Annotated in this window: 16 protein-coding genes; 13 read left to right on the plus strand and 3 right to left on the minus strand. The window is 61.4% G+C overall.

Annotated features, from left to right (window positions below):
* Window positions 1–65 precede the first annotated feature (65 nt).
* The 11 genes from nuoC to nuoN all read left to right on the plus strand — a co-directional run bounded on the left by nuoC (window position 66) and on the right by nuoN (window position 13,842).
* Window positions 66–1,850 (plus strand): NADH-quinone oxidoreductase subunit C/D, encoded by a 1,785-nt coding sequence (gene nuoC, locus PSH81_RS16450; protein WP_192296564.1) that lies wholly within the window; start codon window positions 66–68, stop codon window positions 1,848–1,850.
* 2 nt (window positions 1,851–1,852) lie between these two features.
* Window positions 1,853–2,350, plus strand: coding sequence for an NADH-quinone oxidoreductase subunit NuoE (gene nuoE, locus PSH81_RS16455; RefSeq protein ID WP_192296565.1), 498 nt, complete (start codon window positions 1,853–1,855; stop codon window positions 2,348–2,350).
* Complete coding sequence (nuoF, locus tag PSH81_RS16460) at window positions 2,347–3,702, plus strand: NADH-quinone oxidoreductase subunit NuoF (protein WP_135307454.1); 1,356 nt, start codon at window positions 2,347–2,349, stop codon at window positions 3,700–3,702. The genes nuoE and nuoF overlap by 4 nt, the downstream gene beginning before the upstream one ends.
* A gap of 134 nt (window positions 3,703–3,836) precedes the next feature.
* Window positions 3,837–6,551 carry an NADH-quinone oxidoreductase subunit NuoG gene (gene nuoG, locus PSH81_RS16465; RefSeq protein ID WP_305391090.1) on the plus strand — a complete coding sequence of 905 codons (2,715 nt, stop codon included), beginning with the start codon at window positions 3,837–3,839 and terminating at the stop codon, window positions 6,549–6,551.
* A complete protein-coding gene (gene nuoH, locus PSH81_RS16470; RefSeq protein ID WP_017137518.1) occupies window positions 6,548–7,555 on the plus strand; it encodes an NADH-quinone oxidoreductase subunit NuoH in 1,008 nt (335 codons plus the stop codon). Before nuoG ends, nuoH begins: the two co-directional genes overlap by 4 nt.
* Window positions 7,556–7,566: 11 nt before the next feature.
* Complete coding sequence (nuoI, locus tag PSH81_RS16475; RefSeq protein ID WP_003174725.1) at window positions 7,567–8,115, plus strand: NADH-quinone oxidoreductase subunit NuoI; 549 nt, start codon at window positions 7,567–7,569, stop codon at window positions 8,113–8,115.
* Between the two features lie 9 nt (window positions 8,116–8,124).
* On the plus strand, window positions 8,125–8,628 hold the full coding sequence (gene nuoJ / locus PSH81_RS16480; RefSeq protein ID WP_003174726.1) for an NADH-quinone oxidoreductase subunit J: 504 nt from the start codon (window positions 8,125–8,127) through the stop codon (window positions 8,626–8,628).
* Window positions 8,629–8,630: 2 nt separating this feature from the next.
* On the plus strand, window positions 8,631–8,939 hold the full coding sequence (gene nuoK, locus PSH81_RS16485) for an NADH-quinone oxidoreductase subunit NuoK (protein WP_003174727.1): 309 nt from the start codon (window positions 8,631–8,633) through the stop codon (window positions 8,937–8,939).
* Window positions 8,936–10,789 carry an NADH-quinone oxidoreductase subunit L gene (gene nuoL, locus PSH81_RS16490; RefSeq protein ID WP_226456385.1) on the plus strand — a complete coding sequence of 618 codons (1,854 nt, stop codon included), beginning with the start codon at window positions 8,936–8,938 and terminating at the stop codon, window positions 10,787–10,789. The genes nuoK and nuoL overlap by 4 nt, the downstream gene beginning before the upstream one ends.
* Before the next feature lie 49 nt (window positions 10,790–10,838).
* Window positions 10,839–12,371: an NADH-quinone oxidoreductase subunit M gene (gene nuoM, locus PSH81_RS16495; protein WP_010209575.1), complete on the plus strand. Its 1,533-nt coding sequence runs from the start codon at window positions 10,839–10,841 to the stop codon at window positions 12,369–12,371.
* Window positions 12,372–12,378: 7 nt separating this feature from the next.
* Window positions 12,379–13,842, plus strand: a complete 1,464-nt coding sequence (gene nuoN, locus PSH81_RS16500; RefSeq protein WP_192296567.1) for an NADH-quinone oxidoreductase subunit NuoN — start codon at window positions 12,379–12,381, stop codon at window positions 13,840–13,842.
* A gap of 398 nt (window positions 13,843–14,240) precedes the next feature.
* On the opposite strand, the gene PSH81_RS16505 is transcribed toward nuoN, so the two are convergent.
* Complete coding sequence (locus PSH81_RS16505; protein ID WP_226456387.1) at window positions 14,241–14,993, minus strand: outer membrane beta-barrel protein; 753 nt, start codon at window positions 14,991–14,993, stop codon at window positions 14,241–14,243.
* A gap of 133 nt (window positions 14,994–15,126) precedes the next feature.
* The gene (locus PSH81_RS16510; protein WP_305391091.1) at window positions 15,127–15,954 is read right to left on the minus strand and encodes an arylamine N-acetyltransferase; all 828 of its coding nucleotides are present in this window, start codon (window positions 15,952–15,954) and stop codon (window positions 15,127–15,129) included.
* A 120-nt stretch (window positions 15,955–16,074) separates the two neighbouring features.
* Here PSH81_RS16510 and PSH81_RS16515 point away from each other — a divergent pair, with 120 nt between their 5' ends.
* A complete protein-coding gene (locus PSH81_RS16515; protein ID WP_226456389.1) occupies window positions 16,075–16,311 on the plus strand; it encodes a DUF6555 family protein in 237 nt (78 codons plus the stop codon).
* Window positions 16,312–16,390: 79 nt separating this feature from the next.
* Entirely contained in the window at window positions 16,391–16,912 is a 522-nt protein-coding gene (locus PSH81_RS16520; RefSeq protein ID WP_192296570.1) for a DUF3087 family protein, read from the plus strand.
* A gap of 1 nt (window position 16,913) precedes the next feature.
* Here PSH81_RS16520 and PSH81_RS16525 read toward each other — a convergent pair whose 3' ends face one another.
* The gene (locus PSH81_RS16525; protein WP_192296571.1) at window positions 16,914–18,032 is read right to left on the minus strand and encodes an MFS transporter; all 1,119 of its coding nucleotides are present in this window, start codon (window positions 18,030–18,032) and stop codon (window positions 16,914–16,916) included.
* Window positions 18,033–18,034: the final 2 nt, after the last annotated feature.

Here is an 18,034-nt window from a genome sequence, read left to right on the forward strand (position 1 = left end):
CGCTTCTTTTATAGAACGATACCCTGGCTTCATTCTTTACGTTGACCGAAAGCGATAAAAAAACCATGACTACAGGCAGCGCTCTGTACATCCCGCCTTATAAGGCAGACGACCAGGATGTGGTCGTCGAACTCAATAACCGTTTCGGCCCTGACGCCTTCACCGCCCAGGCCACACGTACCGGCATGCCGGTGCTGTGGGTGGCGCGCGCCAAGCTCGTCGAAGTCCTGACCTTCCTGCGTAACCTGCCCAAGCCGTACGTCATGCTCTATGACCTGCATGGCGTGGACGAACGTCTGCGCACCAAGCGTCAAGGGCTGCCGAGCGGCGCCGATTTCACCGTGTTCTACCACTTGATGTCGCTGGAGCGTAACAGCGACGTGATGATCAAGGTCGCGCTGTCCGAAAGCGACCTGAGCGTCCCGACCGTAACCGGTATCTGGCCGAATGCCAGCTGGTACGAGCGTGAAGTCTGGGACATGTTCGGTATCGACTTCCCCGGCCACCCGCACCTGACGCGCATCATGATGCCGCCAACGTGGGAAGGTCACCCGCTGCGCAAGGACTTCCCTGCCCGCGCCACCGAATTCGATCCGTTCAGTCTCAACCTCGCCAAGCAACAGCTTGAAGAAGAGGCCGCGCGCTTCCGTCCGGAAGACTGGGGCATGAAACGCTCCGGCACCAACGAGGACTATATGTTCCTCAACCTGGGCCCGAACCACCCTTCGGCCCACGGTGCCTTCCGTATCATCCTGCAACTGGACGGCGAAGAAATCGTCGACTGCGTACCAGACATCGGCTACCACCACCGTGGTGCCGAGAAGATGGCCGAACGTCAGTCGTGGCACAGCTTCATCCCGTACACCGACCGTATCGACTACCTCGGCGGCGTGATGAACAACCTGCCGTATGTGCTCTCGGTCGAGAAACTGGCCGGCATCAAGGTGCCAGACCGCGTCGACACCATCCGCATCATGATGGCCGAGTTCTTCCGGATCACCAGCCACCTGCTGTTCCTGGGTACCTACATCCAGGACGTCGGCGCCATGACCCCGGTGTTCTTCACCTTCACCGACCGTCAGCGCGCCTACAAGGTCATCGAAGCCATCACCGGTTTCCGCCTGCACCCGGCCTGGTATCGCATCGGTGGCGTGGCCCACGACCTGCCGAACGGCTGGGAACGCCTGGTTAAAGAGTTCATCGACTGGATGCCAAAGCGTCTGGACGAGTACCAAAAGGCCGCGCTGGACAACAGTATTCTCAAGGGCCGTACCATCGGCGTCGCCCAGTACAACACCAAGGAGGCCCTGGAGTGGGGTGTCACTGGTGCTGGCCTGCGTTCCACCGGCTGTGATTTCGACGTGCGTAAAGCCCGCCCGTACTCCGGCTACGAGAACTTCGAGTTCGAAGTACCGCTGGCAGCCAATGGCGACGCCTACGACCGTTGCATCGTGCGCGTCGAAGAAATGCGCCAGAGCCTGAAGATCATCGAGCAGTGCATGCGCAACATGCCGGCAGGTCCGTACAAGGCGGATCACCCGCTGACCACGCCGCCGCCGAAAGAGCGCACGCTGCAGCACATCGAAACCCTGATCACGCACTTCCTGCAGGTTTCGTGGGGTCCGGTCATGCCGGCCAATGAATCCTTCCAGATGATCGAAGCGACCAAGGGTATCAACAGTTATTACCTGACGAGCGATGGCGGCACCATGAGCTACCGCACCCGGATCCGTACCCCAAGCTTTGCCCACTTGCAGCAGATCCCTTCGGTGATCAAAGGCGAGATGGTCGCGGACTTGATTGCGTACCTGGGTAGTATCGATTTCGTTATGGCCGACGTGGACCGCTAAGCATGAACAGCACGCTTATCCAGACAGACCGTTTCACCCTGAGTGAAACCGAGCGCTCGGCCATCGAGCACGAGCTGCATCACTACGAAGACCCGCGCGCGGCGTCGATCGAAGCCTTGAAGATCGTCCAGAAGGAACGTGGCTGGGTGCCGGACGGCGCCCTCTACGCCATCGGCGAGATCCTCGGCATCCCTGCCAGCGACGTTGAAGGCGTGGCTACGTTCTACAGCCAGATCTTCCGCCAGCCAGTGGGCCGCCACATCATTCGCGTGTGCGACAGCATGGTCTGCTACATCGGCGGCCACGAATCGGTGGTCGACGCGATCCAGACCAAACTCGGCATCGGCCTCGGCCAGACCACTGCAGACGGGCGCTTCACCCTGCTGCCGGTGTGCTGCCTGGGCAACTGCGACAAGGCGCCGGCGTTGATGATCGACGACGACACATTCGGTGACGTACAGGCAGCTGGCGTGACCCAATTGCTCGAGGGCTACCCATGACCCTGACATCTTTCGGCCCGGCCAACCTGATCAAGCGTTCGCCTGAAACCCACCCGCTGACCTGGCGCCTGCGTGACGATGCCGAGCCGGTATGGCTCGACGAGTACCAGGCCAAGAACGGTTACGCGGCGGCGCGCAAAGCCTTCGCCGACATGGCCCAGGACGACATTGTCCAGACCGTGAAGGACGCCGGCCTCAAAGGTCGCGGCGGTGCAGGCTTCCCCACGGGGGTTAAGTGGGGCCTGATGCCCAAGGACGAATCCATCAACATCCGCTACCTGCTGTGCAACGCGGATGAAATGGAGCCGAACACCTGGAAAGACCGCATGCTGATGGAGCAACTGCCCCATCTGCTGATCGAAGGCATGCTGATCAGTGCCCGCGCACTGAAAACCTACCGCGGCTATATCTTCCTGCGTGGCGAGTACACCACCGCCGCCAAGCACCTCAACCGTGCCGTGGAAGAAGCCAAGGCCGCGGGCCTGCTGGGCAAGAATATCCTCGGTTCGGGCTTTGACTTCGAACTGTTCGTGCACACCGGCGCCGGGCGTTACATCTGCGGTGAAGAGACCGCACTGATCAACTCCCTCGAAGGCCGCCGCGCCAACCCGCGCTCCAAGCCGCCCTTCCCTGCCGCCGTAGGCGTGTGGGGCAAGCCGACCTGTGTGAACAACGTAGAAACCCTGTGCAACGTGCCGGCGATCATCGCCGACGGCGTGGACTGGTACAAATCGTTGGCCCGCGAAGGCAGCGAAGACATGGGCACCAAGCTCATGGGCTTCTCCGGCAAGGTCAAGAACCCTGGCCTGTGGGAACTGCCGTTCGGCGTGACCGCACGCGAGCTGTTCGAGGACTACGCCGGCGGCATGCGCGACGGCTACACCTTGAAAGCCTGGCAACCAGGCGGCGCCGGCACCGGTTTCCTGCTGCCCGAGCACCTCGACGCCCAGATGTATGCCGGCGGCATCGGCAAGGTCGGCACCCGGATGGGTACGGGCCTGGCGATGGCGGTGGACAACACCGTTAACATGGTCTCGCTGCTGCGCAACATGGAGCAGTTCTTTGCCCGTGAATCCTGCGGCTTCTGCACCCCATGCCGCGATGGCCTGCCGTGGAGCGTCAAGCTGCTGATGGCCCTGGAAAAAGGCGAAGGCCGCGAGGGTGACATCGAGACCCTGCTGGGTCTGGTCGGTTTCCTCGGCCCGGGCAAGACCTTCTGTGCTCACGCACCGGGCGCCGTAGAGCCATTGGGCAGCGCAATCAAATACTTCCGCTCGGAGTTCGAAGCCGGTATCGCGCCTACCAGCGCCGCCGTCCCGCCTCTGGCGAAGCCGATCGTAGTCGGCGCGTAACGCTTAAAAAGCGAAGGGTCCGTGCCCTTCGCTTTCTCATGTGCTGACGCCTTGATGGCTGTGTAGATGCACATGAATAACAAGATTCCATTAGCCACGCCCGCTGACAACGGGCCAACGAAGAACTTTGAACCATGGCCACTATCCACGTAGACGGCAAAGCGCTCGAAGTCGATGGGGCAGACAACCTGTTACAGGCGTGTCTGTCACTCGGCCTCGATATTCCGTATTTCTGCTGGCACCCCGCACTTGGTAGCGTCGGTGCCTGTCGCCAGTGCGCGGTCAAGCAATACACCGACGAAAACGACACCCGTGGTCGTATCGTCATGTCCTGCATGACCCCAGCCACCGACAACACCTGGATTTCCATCGATGATGAGGAATCCAAGGCGTTCCGCGCCAGTGTCGTCGAATGGCTGATGACCAACCACCCCCACGACTGCCCGGTCTGTGAGGAAGGCGGTCACTGCCACCTGCAAGACATGACAGTGATGACCGGCCACAACGAGCGCCGTTATCGCTTCACCAAGCGTACCCACCAGAACCAGGACCTCGGCCCGTTCATTTCCCACGAAATGAACCGCTGCATCGCCTGCTATCGTTGCGTGCGCTTCTATAAAGACTACGCCGGCGGCACCGACCTCGGCGTGTTCGGCGCCCACGACAACGTGTACTTCGGTCGCGTTGAAGATGGCGTGCTCGAAAGCGAGTTCTCCGGCAACCTCACCGAGGTCTGCCCGACCGGTGTATTCACCGACAAGACTCACTCCGAGCGCTACAACCGTAAGTGGGACATGCAGTTCGCCCCGAGCATCTGCCATGGCTGCTCCAGCGGTTGCAACATCTCCCCGGGCGAGCGCTACGGCGAACTGCGTCGGATCGAAAACCGCTTCAACGGTTCGGTCAACCAGTACTTCCTGTGCGACCGTGGCCGTTTCGGCTATGGCTACGTCAACCGCGAAGACCGCCCACGCCAGCCACTGCTGGCCAACGGCGGCAAGCTGAGCCTGGACGAAGCGCTGGATAAAGCCGCCGACCTGCTGCGCGGCCGCAATATCGTCGGTATCGGTTCGCCCCGCGCCAGCCTCGAAAGCAACTTCGCGTTGCGCGAACTGGTCGGTGCCGAGCACTTCTACAGCGGTATCGAAGCCGCTGAGCTGGAGCGCATCCGCCTGGTCCTGCAAGTGCTGAACGACAGCCCGCTGCCAGTCCCGAACATGCGCGACATCGAAGACCACGACGCGATTTTCGTGCTCGGCGAAGACCTGACCCAGACCGCTGCCCGCGTGGCCCTGTCGCTGCGTCAGTCGGTCAAGGGCAAGGCCGAAGAAATGGCCGACGCCATGCGCGTCCAGCCATGGCTCGACGCGGCGGTGAAAAACATCGGCCAGCACGCGCTGAACCCGCTGTTTATTGCCAGCCTGGCTGAAACCAAGCTCGACGACATCGCCGAAGAATGTGTGCACGCCGCACCAGACGACCTGGCCCGCATCGGTTTTGCCGTGGCCCACGCCCTCGACGCCAGTGCGCCTGCCGTCGAAGGCCTGGACAGCGAAGCCGTCGCACTGGCCCAGCGTATCGCCGACGCCCTGCTGGCCGCCAAGCGTCCATTGATCATTGCCGGCACCTCGTTGGGTTCCAAGGCGCTGATCGAAGCCGCCGCCAACATCGCCAAGGCCTTGAAGCTGCGCGACAAGAACGGTTCCATCAGCCTGGTCGTGCCGGAAGCCAACAGCCTTGGCCTGGCCATGCTCGGTGGCGAGTCCCTGGACGCCGGCCTGCAAGCGGTGATCGACGGCAACGCCGACGCCATCGTGGTGCTGGAAAACGACCTGTACACCCGCACCGATGCCGCCAAGGTTGACGCGGCACTGGACGCTGCCAAGGTCCTGATCGTCGCCGATCACCAGAAGACCGCCACCAGCGACCGTGCCGACCTGGTGCTGCCAGCCGCCACCTTCGCCGAAGGCGACGGTACCCTGGTCAGCCAGGAAGGCCGTGCCCAGCGCTTCTTCCAGGTGTTCGATCCGAAGTACATGGACGCCAGCATCCTGGTTCACGAAGGCTGGCGCTGGCTGCATGCCCTGCGCGCCACCCTGCTGAACCAGCCGATCGACTGGACCCAGCTCGACCATGTGACCGCTGCCACCGCCGCGAGCGCGCCGCAACTGGCCCGCATCGTCGACGCCGCGCCGTCCGCCGCGTTCCGCATCAAGGGCATGAAACTGGCCCGTGAGCCGCTGCGTTACTCCGGTCGTACCGCCATGCGCGCCAACATCAGCGTGCACGAACCGCGTACTCCGCAAGACACGGATACCGCGTTCGCCTTCTCCATGGAAGGTTACTCGGGGTCGGCCGAACCGCGTCAGCAGGTGCCATTCGCCTGGTCGCCGGGCTGGAACTCGCCGCAGGCCTGGAACAAGTTCCAGGACGAAGTCGGTGGTCATATCCGCGCTGGCGACCCGGGCACCCGCCTGATCGAAAGCACCGGTGATTCGCTGAACTGGTTCGCCGCCGTCCCGCGTCCGTTCAACCCGGCCCAGGGCACCTGGCAGGTTGTGCCGTTCTTCCACCTGTTCGGCAGCGAAGAGAACTCTTCCAAAGCCGCGCCGGTGCAAAGTCGCATTCCTGAAGCCTACGTGTCGCTGGCCAAGTCCGAAGCCGACCGCCTGGGCGTCAACGACGGTGCCCTGCTCAGCCTGACCGTGGCCGGCCAGACCCTGCGTCTGCCGCTGCGCATCAATGAAGAGCTGGGCGCTGGCCTGGTTGCACTGCCTAAAGGCATCGCCGGCATTCCAGCGGCGATCTTCGGCAAAACCGTTGACGGTCTGCAGGAGGCAGCGCAATGACTTGGTTCACTCCTGAAGTGATCGACGTGATCATCTCGGTGGTCAAGGCCATCGTGATCCTGTTGGCCGTGGTCGTTGCGGGCGCCCTGCTCAGCTTCGTCGAACGTCGCCTGCTGGGCTGGTGGCAGGACCGTTACGGTCCGAACCGCGTTGGCCCGTTCGGCATGTTCCAGATCGCGGCCGACATGCTGAAGATGTTCTTCAAGGAAGACTGGACCCCGCCCTTTGCCGACAAGGTGATCTTCACCCTGGCACCGGTGGTGGCCATGAGCGCCTTGCTGATCGCCTTCGCGATCATCCCGATCACCCCGACCTGGGGCGTGGCGGACCTGAACATCGGCTTGCTGTTCTTCTTCGCCATGGCCGGTTTGTCGGTCTACGCGGTGCTGTTCGCCGGTTGGTCGAGCAACAACAAGTTCGCCCTGCTGGGCAGCTTGCGGGCCTCGGCCCAGACCGTGTCCTACGAAGTGTTCATGGGCCTCGCGCTGATGGGCATCGTGGTGCAGGTCGGCTCGTTCAACATGCGCGACATCGTCGAGTACCAGGCGCAGAACCTGTGGTTCATCATTCCGCAGTTCTTCGGCTTCTGTACCTTCTTCATCGCTGGCGTCGCCGTGACTCACCGTCACCCGTTCGACCAGCCGGAAGCGGAACAGGAACTGGCCGACGGCTACCACATCGAATACGCCGGCATGAAATGGGGCATGTTCTTCGTTGGTGAGTACATCGGCATCATCTTGATCTCGGCCCTGCTGGTCACGCTGTTCTTCGGCGGCTGGCACGGTCCGTTCGGCATCCTGCCGCAGTTGGCGTTCTTCTGGTTCTTCCTGAAGACCGCGTTCTTCATCATGTTGTTTATCCTGCTGCGCGCTTCCATTCCGCGTCCACGATACGACCAGGTGATGGATTTCAGCTGGCGCTTCTGCCTGCCGCTGACCCTGATCAATTTGCTGGTGACGGCTGCCGTTGTGTTGTTGAACACGCCCGCCGGCGCGGTTCAGTGAGGATTTGACCCATGTTCAAATATATTGGCGACATCGTTAAGGGTACCGGTACCCAGTTGCGAAGCCTGGTGATGGTGTTCGGTCACGGCTTTCGCAAACGCGACACCCTGCAATACCCGGAAGAAGCGGTGTACCTGCCGCCGCGCTATCGCGGCCGTATCGTACTGACCCGCGACCCCGATGGCGAAGAGCGTTGCGTAGCCTGCAACCTGTGCGCCGTGGCGTGCCCGGTGGGTTGCATCTCCCTGCAGAAAGCTGAAACCGAAGACGGTCGCTGGTACCCGGACTTCTTCCGCATCAACTTCTCGCGCTGCATTTTCTGCGGCCTCTGCGAGGAAGCTTGCCCGACCACCGCAATCCAGCTGACCCCGGATTTCGAGATGGCCGAGTTCAAACGTCAGGACCTGGTGTACGAGAAAGAAGATCTTCTGATCTCTGGTCCCGGTAAAAACCCTGATTACAACTTCTATCGTGTTGCAGGTATGGCCGTTGCCGGTAAGCCGAAAGGCGCCGCACAAAACGAAGCCGAGCCGATCAACGTGAAGAGCTTGCTGCCTTAAGGAAGAAAGATGGAATTCGCTTTCTATTTCGCGTCCGGTATTGCAGTGGTGTCCACGCTTCGCGTGATCACCAACACCAATCCTGTGCACGCCCTGCTCTACCTGATCATTTCGTTGATCGCCGTGGCCATGACCTTCTTCAGCCTCGGCGCGCCGTTCGCCGGTGTACTGGAAGTGATCGCCTACGCTGGCGCCATCATGGTGCTGTTCGTGTTTGTGGTGATGATGCTCAACCTCGGGCCGGCTTCGGTCGCCCAGGAGCGCGTCTGGCTCAAACCCGGCATCTGGCTCGGCCCGGTCGTACTGGCAGCCTTGCTGCTGGGTGAACTGCTGTATGTGCTGTTCGCTCACCAGAGCGGCCAGGCCATCGGCCACACCACCGTAGACGCCAAGGCCGTGGGCATCAGCCTGTTCGGCCCATACCTGCTGGTGGTCGAACTGGCTTCGATGCTGCTGCTCGCTGCAGCCATCACCGCCTTCCACTTGGGCCGCAACGAAGCCAAGGAGCAATGACGATGCCTGCTATCCCTTTGGAGCATGGTCTGGCGGTCGCCGGCATCCTGTTCTGCCTTGGCCTGGTCGGCCTGATGGTCCGCCGTAACATTCTGTTCGTGTTGATGAGCCTGGAAATCATGATGAACGCTGCGGCACTGGCCTTCATCGTTGCCGGCGCACGTTGGGGCCAGCCGGATGGACAAGTCATGTTCATCCTGGTGATCAGCCTGGCAGCCGCCGAGGCCAGTATTGGCCTGGCGATCCTGCTGCAACTGTATCGTCGCTTCCACACGCTTGATATCGACGCTGCCAGTGAGATGCGCGGATGAACATGATCTTTCTGACTTTCGTATTTCCCCTGATCGGTTTCCTGCTGCTGTCGTTCTCTCGCGGACGCTGGTCGGAAAACCTCTCGGCCCTGGTGGGCGTGGGTTCCATTGGCCTGTCGGCGATCGTCGCCGCCTATGTCATCTGGCAATTCAACGTCGCGCCGCCGGAAGGCGGTCACTACACCCTGGTGCTGTGGCAGTGGATGTCGGTGGAGGGCTTCAAGCCCAACTTCGCCCTCTACGTCGACGGCCTGTCGATCACCATGCTTGGCGTGGTCGTCGGCGTGGGCTTCCTGATCCACCTGTTCGCGTCCTGGTACATGCGCGGTGAAGCGGGCTACTCGCGCTTCTTCTCGTACACCAACCTGTTTATCGCCAGCATGCTGTTCCTGGTGCTGGGCGATAACCTGTTGTTCCTGTACTTCGGCTGGGAAGGCGTAGGCCTGTGCTCGTACCTGTTGATCGGTTTCTACTACAGCAACCGCAACAACGGCAACGCGGCACTCAAGGCCTTTATCGTCACCCGTATTGGCGACGTGTTCATGGCCATCGGCCTGTTCATCCTGTTCCAACAGGTGGGCACGCTGAACATCCAGGAACTGCTGGTACTGGCGCCGCAGAAATTCCAGGTCGGCGACTTCTGGATCACCCTCGCTACCCTGATGCTGCTGGGCGGCGCCGTGGGTAAATCCGCGCAACTGCCATTGCAAACCTGGCTGGCGGATGCGATGGCCGGTCCTACCCCGGTTTCCGCACTGATCCACGCCGCAACCATGGTCACCGCCGGTGTCTACCTGATCGCCCGTACCCACGGCCTGTTCACCCTGGCGCCGGACATCCTGCACCTGGTGGGCGTCGTTGGCGGCGTGACCCTGGTACTGGCCGGCTTCGCCGCGCTGGTACAGACCGACATCAAGCGGATCCTCGCCTACTCGACCATGAGCCAGATCGGCTACATGTTCCTGGCCCTGGGCGTTGGTGCCTGGGACGCGGCGATCTTCCACCTGATGACCCACGCTTTCTTCAAGGCCCTGCTGTTCCTTGCTTCCGGTGCGGTGATCGTTGCCTGCCACCACGAGCAGAACATCTTCAAGATGGGCGGCCTGTGGAAGAAACTGCCACTGGCCTACGCCAGCTTCATCGTCGGTGGTGCCGCCCTGGCCGCCCTGCCGTTGGTGACCGCCGGTTTCTACTCCAAGGATGAAATCCTCTGGGAAGCCTTTGCCAGCGGTAACCAGAACCTGCTGTACGCAGGCCTGGTGGGTGCGTTCATGACCTCGCTGTACACCTTCCGCCTGATCTTCATCACCTTCCACGGTGAAGCCAAGACCGAAGCGCATGCAGGCCACGGCATCTCCCACTGGCTGCCTTTGTCGGTGCTGATCGTGCTGTCGACCTTCGTCGGCGCCATGATCACCCCGCCCCTGCACGGTGTACTGCCGCAAAGCGTCGGCCATGCCGGCGGCGAAGCCCAGCACAGCCTGGAAATCGCCTCGGGCGCCATCGCCATCGCCGGTATCCTGCTGGCAGCCCTGTTGTTCCTCGGCAAGCGTCGCTTTGTGACGGCCGTGGCCAACAGTGGCATTGGCCGCTTCCTGTCCGCCTGGTGGTTCGCTGCCTGGGGCTTCGACTGGATCTACGACAAACTGTTCGTCAAGCCTTACCTGGCCATCAGCCATGTACTGCGCAAAGACCCGCTCGACCAGACCATCGGTTTGATCCCGCGCGCCGCCAAGGCCGGTCACACCGCCCTGAGCCGCAGCGAAACCGGTCAACTGCGTTGGTATGCCGCTTCCATGGCTGCCGGTGCTGTGCTGGTTATTGGTGCCATCGTCGTGGTAGCGGTCTGATTATGAACACTGCCAACTTTGCGAACTTGCGAAAGGAAACGAGCCTGTCATGATTCTGCCCTGGCTAATCCTGATCCCCTTTATCGGCGGCCTGCTCTGCTGGATGGGTGAACGCTTCGGCGCCACCCTCCCCCGCTGGATTGCGTTGCTGACCATGTCCCTGGAACTCGCTCTCGGCCTCTGGCTGTGGGCCCATGGCGACTATTCATTTGCTCCGGCACCGGGCGTCGATCCCACCTTCGCGCTTGAATTCAAGCACGTGTGGATCCAGCGCTTCGGCATCAACGTGCACCTGGCCCTCGACGGCCTGTCGCTGTTGATGATCCTGCTGACCGGCCTGCTGGGTATCCTTTCGGTACTCTGCTCCTGGAAAGAGATCCAGCGTCACGTGGGCTTCTTCCACCTGAACCTGATGTGGATCCTGGGCGGTGTGGTTGGCGTGTTCCTCGCCCTCGACCTGTTCATGTTCTTCTTCTTCTGGGAAATGATGCTGGTGCCGATGTACTTCCTCATCGCGCTCTGGGGTCACAGTTCTTCGGACGGCAAGAAAACCCGGATCTATGCGGCGACCAAGTTCTTCATCTTCACCCAGGCTTCCGGCCTGATCATGTTGGTGGCGATCCTGGGTCTGGTACTGGTCAACTTCAACAACACCGGCGTGATTACCTTCAACTACGCCGACCTGTTGAAAACCAAGATGTCCCTGACCACCGAGTACATCCTGATGCTGGGCTTCTTCATCGCCTTCGCGGTGAAGCTGCCGGTGGTGCCGTTCCACTCCTGGTTGCCTGACGCTCACGCCCAGGCACCGACCGCGGGTTCCGTGGACCTGGCCGGTATCTTGTTGAAGACTGCCGCTTACGGCCTGCTGCGTTTCGCCCTGCCGCTGTTCCCGAATGCCTCGGCCGAGTTCGCGCCGATCGCCATGACCCTGGGTCTGATCGGGATCTTCTACGGTGCGTTCCTGGCCTTCGCCCAAACCGACATCAAGCGCCTGATTGCCTTCTCGTCCGTTTCCCACATGGGTTTCGTACTGATCGGCATCTACTCCGGCAGCCAACTGGCGCTGCAAGGCGCGGTGATCCAGATGCTGGCCCACGGTGTCTCGGCCGCTGCACTGTTTATCCTGAGCGGTCAGCTGTACGAGCGCCTGCACACCCGTGACATGCGTGAAATGGGTGGCGTGTGGTCGCGCATCGCCTACCTGCCGGCGATCAGCCTGTTCTTCGCCGCCGCGTCCCTGGGCTTGCCGGGTACCGGCAACTTCATCGGCGAGTTCCTGATCCTGATGGGGGCCTTCGTGCAGACGCCATGGATCAGCGCCATCGCAACGTCCGGCCTGGTGTTCGGTTCGGTCTACTCGTTGATCATGATCCACCGCGCCTACTTCGGCCCGGCCAAGTCCGACACCGTCCTGCAAGGGATGGATGCTCGCGAACTGATCATGGTGCTCGGCCTTGCGGTACTGCTGATCTACATCGGCGTGTACCCGCAACCGTTCCTGGACACTTCTGCCGCAACGATGCATGGCGTGCAGCAGTGGTTCGGCACCGCCTTCTCTCAACTCGCTTCGGCCCGGTAAGAGCGCTATGGAATTCACGATCCAACACTTTATCGCGCTTGCGCCGCTGCTGATTACCAGCCTCACCATCGTGGTGGTGATGCTGGCCATCGCCTGGCGCCGCAATCACTCGCAAACGTTCCTGCTGTCCTGTGCCGGTCTGAACCTGGCCCTGCTGTCGATCATCCCGGCCCTCAAGGTCGCGCCACTGGCCGTAACGCCACTGATGATGGTCGATGACTTCGCGCTGCTGTACATCGCACTGATCCTGGTGGCGACACTGGCCTGCGTCACCCTCGCCCACGCCTACCTCGGCGAAGGCGGCACCGGCTACCCAGGCAACCGCGAAGAGCTGTACCTGCTGATCCTGCTGGCTGCGGCCGGTGGCATCGTGCTGGTCAGCGCACAGCACCTGGCGGGCCTGTTCATCGGCCTGGAACTGCTGTCGATCCCGACCTACGGCCTGGTGGCCTACGCCTTCTTCAACAAGCGTTCCCTGGAAGCCGGCATCAAGTACATGGTGCTGTCGGCCGCCGGTTCCGCGTTCCTGTTGTTTGGTATGGCCCTGCTGTACGCCGAAGCCGGCAGCCTGAGCTTCACCGGTATCGGTCATGCCCTGGCCACCACCAGCATGCCTGCGCCGATTGCCCAACTGGGCCTGGCCATGATGCTGATCGGCCTGGCGTTCAAGCTGTCGCTGGTGCCGTTCCACTTGTGGACCCCGGACGTGTACGAAGGCGCCCCGGCGCCGGTGGCTGCGTTCCTGGCTACCGCGTCGAAAGTCGCCGTGTTTGCAGTGATGGTGCGTCTGTTCCAGATCTCCCCTGCCGCCAACACCGGCGTCCTGAGCGACGTACTGACCGTGATCGCCATCGCGTCGATCCTGTTCGGTAACCTGCTGGCACTGACCCAGAACAACCTCAAGCGTCTGCTGGGTTACTCGTCCATCGCACACTTCGGCTACCTGCTGATCGCCCTGGTGGCGAGCAAAGGCCTGGCCGTGGAAGCCATGGGCGTGTATCTGGTCACCTACGTGATCACCAGCCTTGGTGCGTTCGGCGTGATCACCCTGATGTCCTCGCCGTTCAAAGGCCGTGACGCCGACGCCCTGTACGAATACCGCGGCCTGTTCTGGCGCCGTCCGTACCTGACCGCCGTACTCACTGTGATGATGCTGTCCCTGGCCGGTATCCCGCTGACCGCAGGCTTCATCGGCAAGTTCTACATCGTCGCCACCGGCGTTGAAGCCCACCAGTGGTGGTTGGTTGCCTCGCTGGTACTGGGCAGCGCCATCGGCGTGTTCTACTACCTGCGCGTGATGGTCACCCTGTACCTGATCGAGCCAAACCTGCGTCGCGTGGATGCCGAGCTGCATTGGGAACAGAAGGCAGGCGGCGTGATGCTGCTGGCCATCGCCCTGCTCGCGTTCTTCCTGGGCGTGTACCCACAACCGTTGCTCACTCTGGTGCAGCACGCGGTGTTGGGCGTTTGATCGCTTAGCAAGATGCGGTAAACAAAACGGCGCCTTCGGGCGCCGTTTTGCGTTTTTAGCAGTGAGTGCATTCCAACAGGCATTCCTGTGCCCGAATCGTCACACGGCCCTCCGACACTTGAACGGATTGTTCTGACGAATGCGGTCAAAAATAGGGGAGCGGGCTTGCCCGCGAATGCGCAGTGTCAGTCACAGATACGTCGACTGATCTGACGCTTTCGCGGGCAAGCCCGCTCCCACAGTTGGTCGGTGTTGATGCGCAGTAGGTAATTCCCTGTGAGAGCTGTCGAGCTTTAGCGAGGCTGCGAAGGCGATGGCACTGTTGGTGGAGATATTGCCCTCCACCATCGAACCTCCCACACAGGTCGGTGCTCCCACAGGGGGGACTCGGTGTGGCGTTAGAACGCGATACCGACCTTCACTCCATACTCATCACGCTTGAGCCTGGTGTTATCCGCCAGTTCCGAATCGTCATCCAGCTTGTACTCGGTACGGGTGTAGTACAGGCCAGCAACCACCGGCAGGTCGCCCTTCTGGTTCATCAGCAGGCTGACCTCCGCGTAGGGGTTGGTGCGATCCTTGAGGTCCACGGTATCGCTGCCAAGGCCATCCACCTTGATCTTGGCGCGGCCGTCGAGGGTATGACGGGCACCGGCTTCAACGCGCAAGGTCATGTCGTTGAACTGGTGGTTATAGCCCAGGGCGGCCTTGGCAAATGGCGATTTGCTGGTCAGTTCCAGGTCGTAGTCATTGGAGTCCAGCTCATAGCGGGTCCAGCTGTAGCCGCCACCGACAATCACGTCGACCGAGTTGCGCGCATCCAGCGCGGCACGCCAGCCGAGATCGAGGTCGGCCTGGCCTTCCTTGAGCTTGTTGTCGCTTTTTTTGCCGTATTTGGCTTCGACACCGGCCTGGTAGATGAAGCCGGATTCAGCGGTGAGCTTGTTGCCGAAGTTATAGAACAGGCCCGCTTCGGGCATGTCGTCCTTGTCACTGCGGCTGCCGCCTTCAAGCTTGAAATCGTTATAGCTGCCCAGCAGGCCGAAAGTGGAAATCGGTGCTGTGGACGGTGCGGCAAACACCACGGCCGGCGCTGCGACTAGCGCGAATACCGAGGTGTTCTTGAGGATTGTTCCGAATAGCCTGGACATCGTTTTACATCTCCTTGTCATTTGAACAAATCATTCCGGAACCGATTCGAGCCTGAATGTAGGAAAAAGGTTCGAATTGATTTGCTCGGATCTGGAGATAAAACGGTTCAGCGAAGGCTCTATTTCAATATTTTCAGCAACCCGCCAACACCAGGCCCTCAAGTACCGGGCGAAGTTGCGGATGCGCTGGCAAGCGAATGCCAAAGGTCTCGTGCAGCAACGTCAGCAACTCATCAGCGCTGGCGACCACCTGTTTTTCGCTCGACCTATCCAGGTAATGCACCGCGTAGTGGCCGTTGTTCAGCGTATAGCGTTTGCCCACGGCCAACAGCGCTGCCTTCAACTGGCCCACGAACGGCGACCCCGGATGAGTGGACACGTACCAGTTGCCGATTTCGTAGTCGATGTCCGCCTGCACCTGCAGGTCGAACACATACAAACCACGCCATTGCCCCGCGACTTCGGCCCATAACGTGTAGCTGCCATCTGCATTGTGCGTCAGCCGATACGGCTCGTGCGCCGTGGCCTGCACGGCCTCGCTGTCCAACTGCAATGGGCTGCTGGGCACCATGCCGCCAAAGCCGACATCGGTGATGTAGCGCACGCCGTCCACGGTCACCAGGCTCAAGCGATGGGTGCGTGCGGTGCGCGCATCCGGCGGCCCGCCCATCACCACCCGGCCGGTAATGCCGCGTGCGTCGAAACCGAGTTCCTGCAACAGCAACAGGAACATCTGGTTCAACTCATAGCAATAACCACCCCGCCCATCGATCAACACCTTCTGCTCGACACTCGCCAGATCGATGGGCACCGGCAGGCGCAGCAAGGTCGACAGGCTTTCAAAGGCAAACGTGCACACATGACGCAACTGCAGGTCACGCAGGGTTTGCAGGGTCGGCGCGGGTGGAGTGTCATAGCCCAGGCGTCGCAGGTACAACTGTCGATGACTCAGGTGGGACATGGCGCACTCCTTGGGCACGTGGCAGAGGCGTCACTATGCCGCGCCGACGTGCGGATTGTCATTTTGAATGAACCTTTTTGAACGCCGCCCTATCCATTTATAACAACACAGGGAGGCAACATGAGTACCGCAAAAATCTACACGATCAATTACCAGCTGCACGGACAACCGAAGTCCTTTGTGGTGCGCGCCGAAGTGATGAACAACGCCGAGGCCTGGCACTGGGCGGCGGTGGATGCCGACATCGCCCATGTAAGCCGCATTGGCCGGGTCGGACACGAACAAGTGAAGAAGACCACGCGCCCTTGGGCGGAAAAGTTCGGTATCACCGAGGTAACTTGGCTCGCACCCAAGTAAGTAAAAGCCCCGCTGAAGCGGGGCTCTTTCTATCCAGTGTGCGAAGATGCCCGCCTACGCCACTGGAGACTGCACCCGGATGTTCGAGCTCAAACCCTGCGACCCCGTCACCTACCGCCGCCAAACCCGCCGCAGCACACTGATTGTGGCGGTGCTGTTCCTGGCCCTGGCGATGCTCTTGTCCAGCCTCGCGGTGATGCTGTTCGGCGAACCCGGCGGCGACAACTTTCGCTTCAACGTCGGCGGCGTATTTGCTGGCGTACTGATCACCCTGGCACTGGTGCGCGGTCCTTTCTGGAGCCAAACCTGGCTTGCACCGGCCGTATATGGCTGGCAACTCAAGCGCAGCCTGATGAGCGTGACCAACGTGATGCACAAGGTCACGGAACGCGTGCAGGCGAATGACCCCAGCGCAATCAAGCTGCTGCGTTTCTACCATCTGGGCCTGACGCAAATGCATGCACTGGATGCCAACTCCAGCGCGCAAGTGCAGTTGATCGGCGAGATCGAGGCGCATAAGGCGAAGATGCAGGCACTGGGGATGGATACCGAACAAACCCGTCTCGATCCGGCCTGGCTGGACCACGTCAAGGCAGCCTGAGTCAGCGCGCCCGCCAGCAAAACAACGCACTCAGCGCAATCGCCGCGCCGGCCAGGCCAAACACCAGCGGTGCCGAGGCTACCGGCAGCAGTAAACCCGCCAGCAACGGTCCGAGGCCCGCGCCGATGTCACGCCACACGGCATTTGACGCGAGCGCCGAGACGCGCATCGAACCCGGGTTGCGCTCGGCCACCAGGGTGGTCACCAACGGCAGTTGCAGCGCACGCAGCACCAGCACCGCGGCCGCGCCCGCAATCACCCAGTAGCTGGAAAACGCCGTCAGGGCCAAGGCACTCAGGAACGAAAACAGCAGCAACATCGAGGTCGCGCCAAATCGCTGTGCCGCGCGACCGCCCAACGGGCTCAGGAGCATTTCCGAAAGATAACGCAGCGCCATCAAACCACCGGCGATCAGTACCGCGTCGCCGCCGAGAATCTTCTGCGCTTGGATCGACAGACCGAAAATAAACAACCCATCCAACGCCACGCCTTCGATAAACGACCACATCGCCACACTGTCGGGCCACTTGAAGCGGCGCCCGGTGCTGTGCAGATCATGGCCCGCAGTGGGCAAGCCGCGCGCCATCCACAGGCCCACCAGGCAGGCGCCAGCAAGAATAAGGAAGATCGGCCGCGGACCGGCCCACAGCGTCAGCCAACCGCCCAGTGGCAGCGCCAGCATGGGCCCCAGGGCGATCACCGCCCGCGAGCGCCCGGCACGGCGTGCGGCACCGGCTGGCTCTGAGGTGGCGAGTACTTGGGTCGACAGGTTCAGCGCGGCAAAACACAGGCCCCAGATCAGCCGCAGCCCCAACAAGGCGGCGAAGCCCGACAACATTGAATTGCCCAGGGCGCACAGCGTCGCCGCAGCGGCGGCGATCATGCAAGTCAGACGGTCGCCGTTGCGTGCGTAGAAATTCAGCACATGCCGGTAACCGAAAATCCGCACCAGGCGATTGGCCGCCAGCAACACCCCGGCCTGGGCCAGGGTAATGCCAAACGCTTGGGATTCCATTGGCAGCAACAAGTACAGCAGCACGTCACTGGGCAGGCAGAAAGCGAGGGTCAGTGCAGCCCGGCGAGAGGTCGTGTCAGCAGTACGTTGGGCCAGGCTGGTCATAA

It is taken from the genome of Pseudomonas sp. FP2335 (genome assembly GCF_030687535.1).
Lineage (GTDB): Bacteria > Pseudomonadota > Gammaproteobacteria > Pseudomonadales > Pseudomonadaceae > Aquipseudomonas.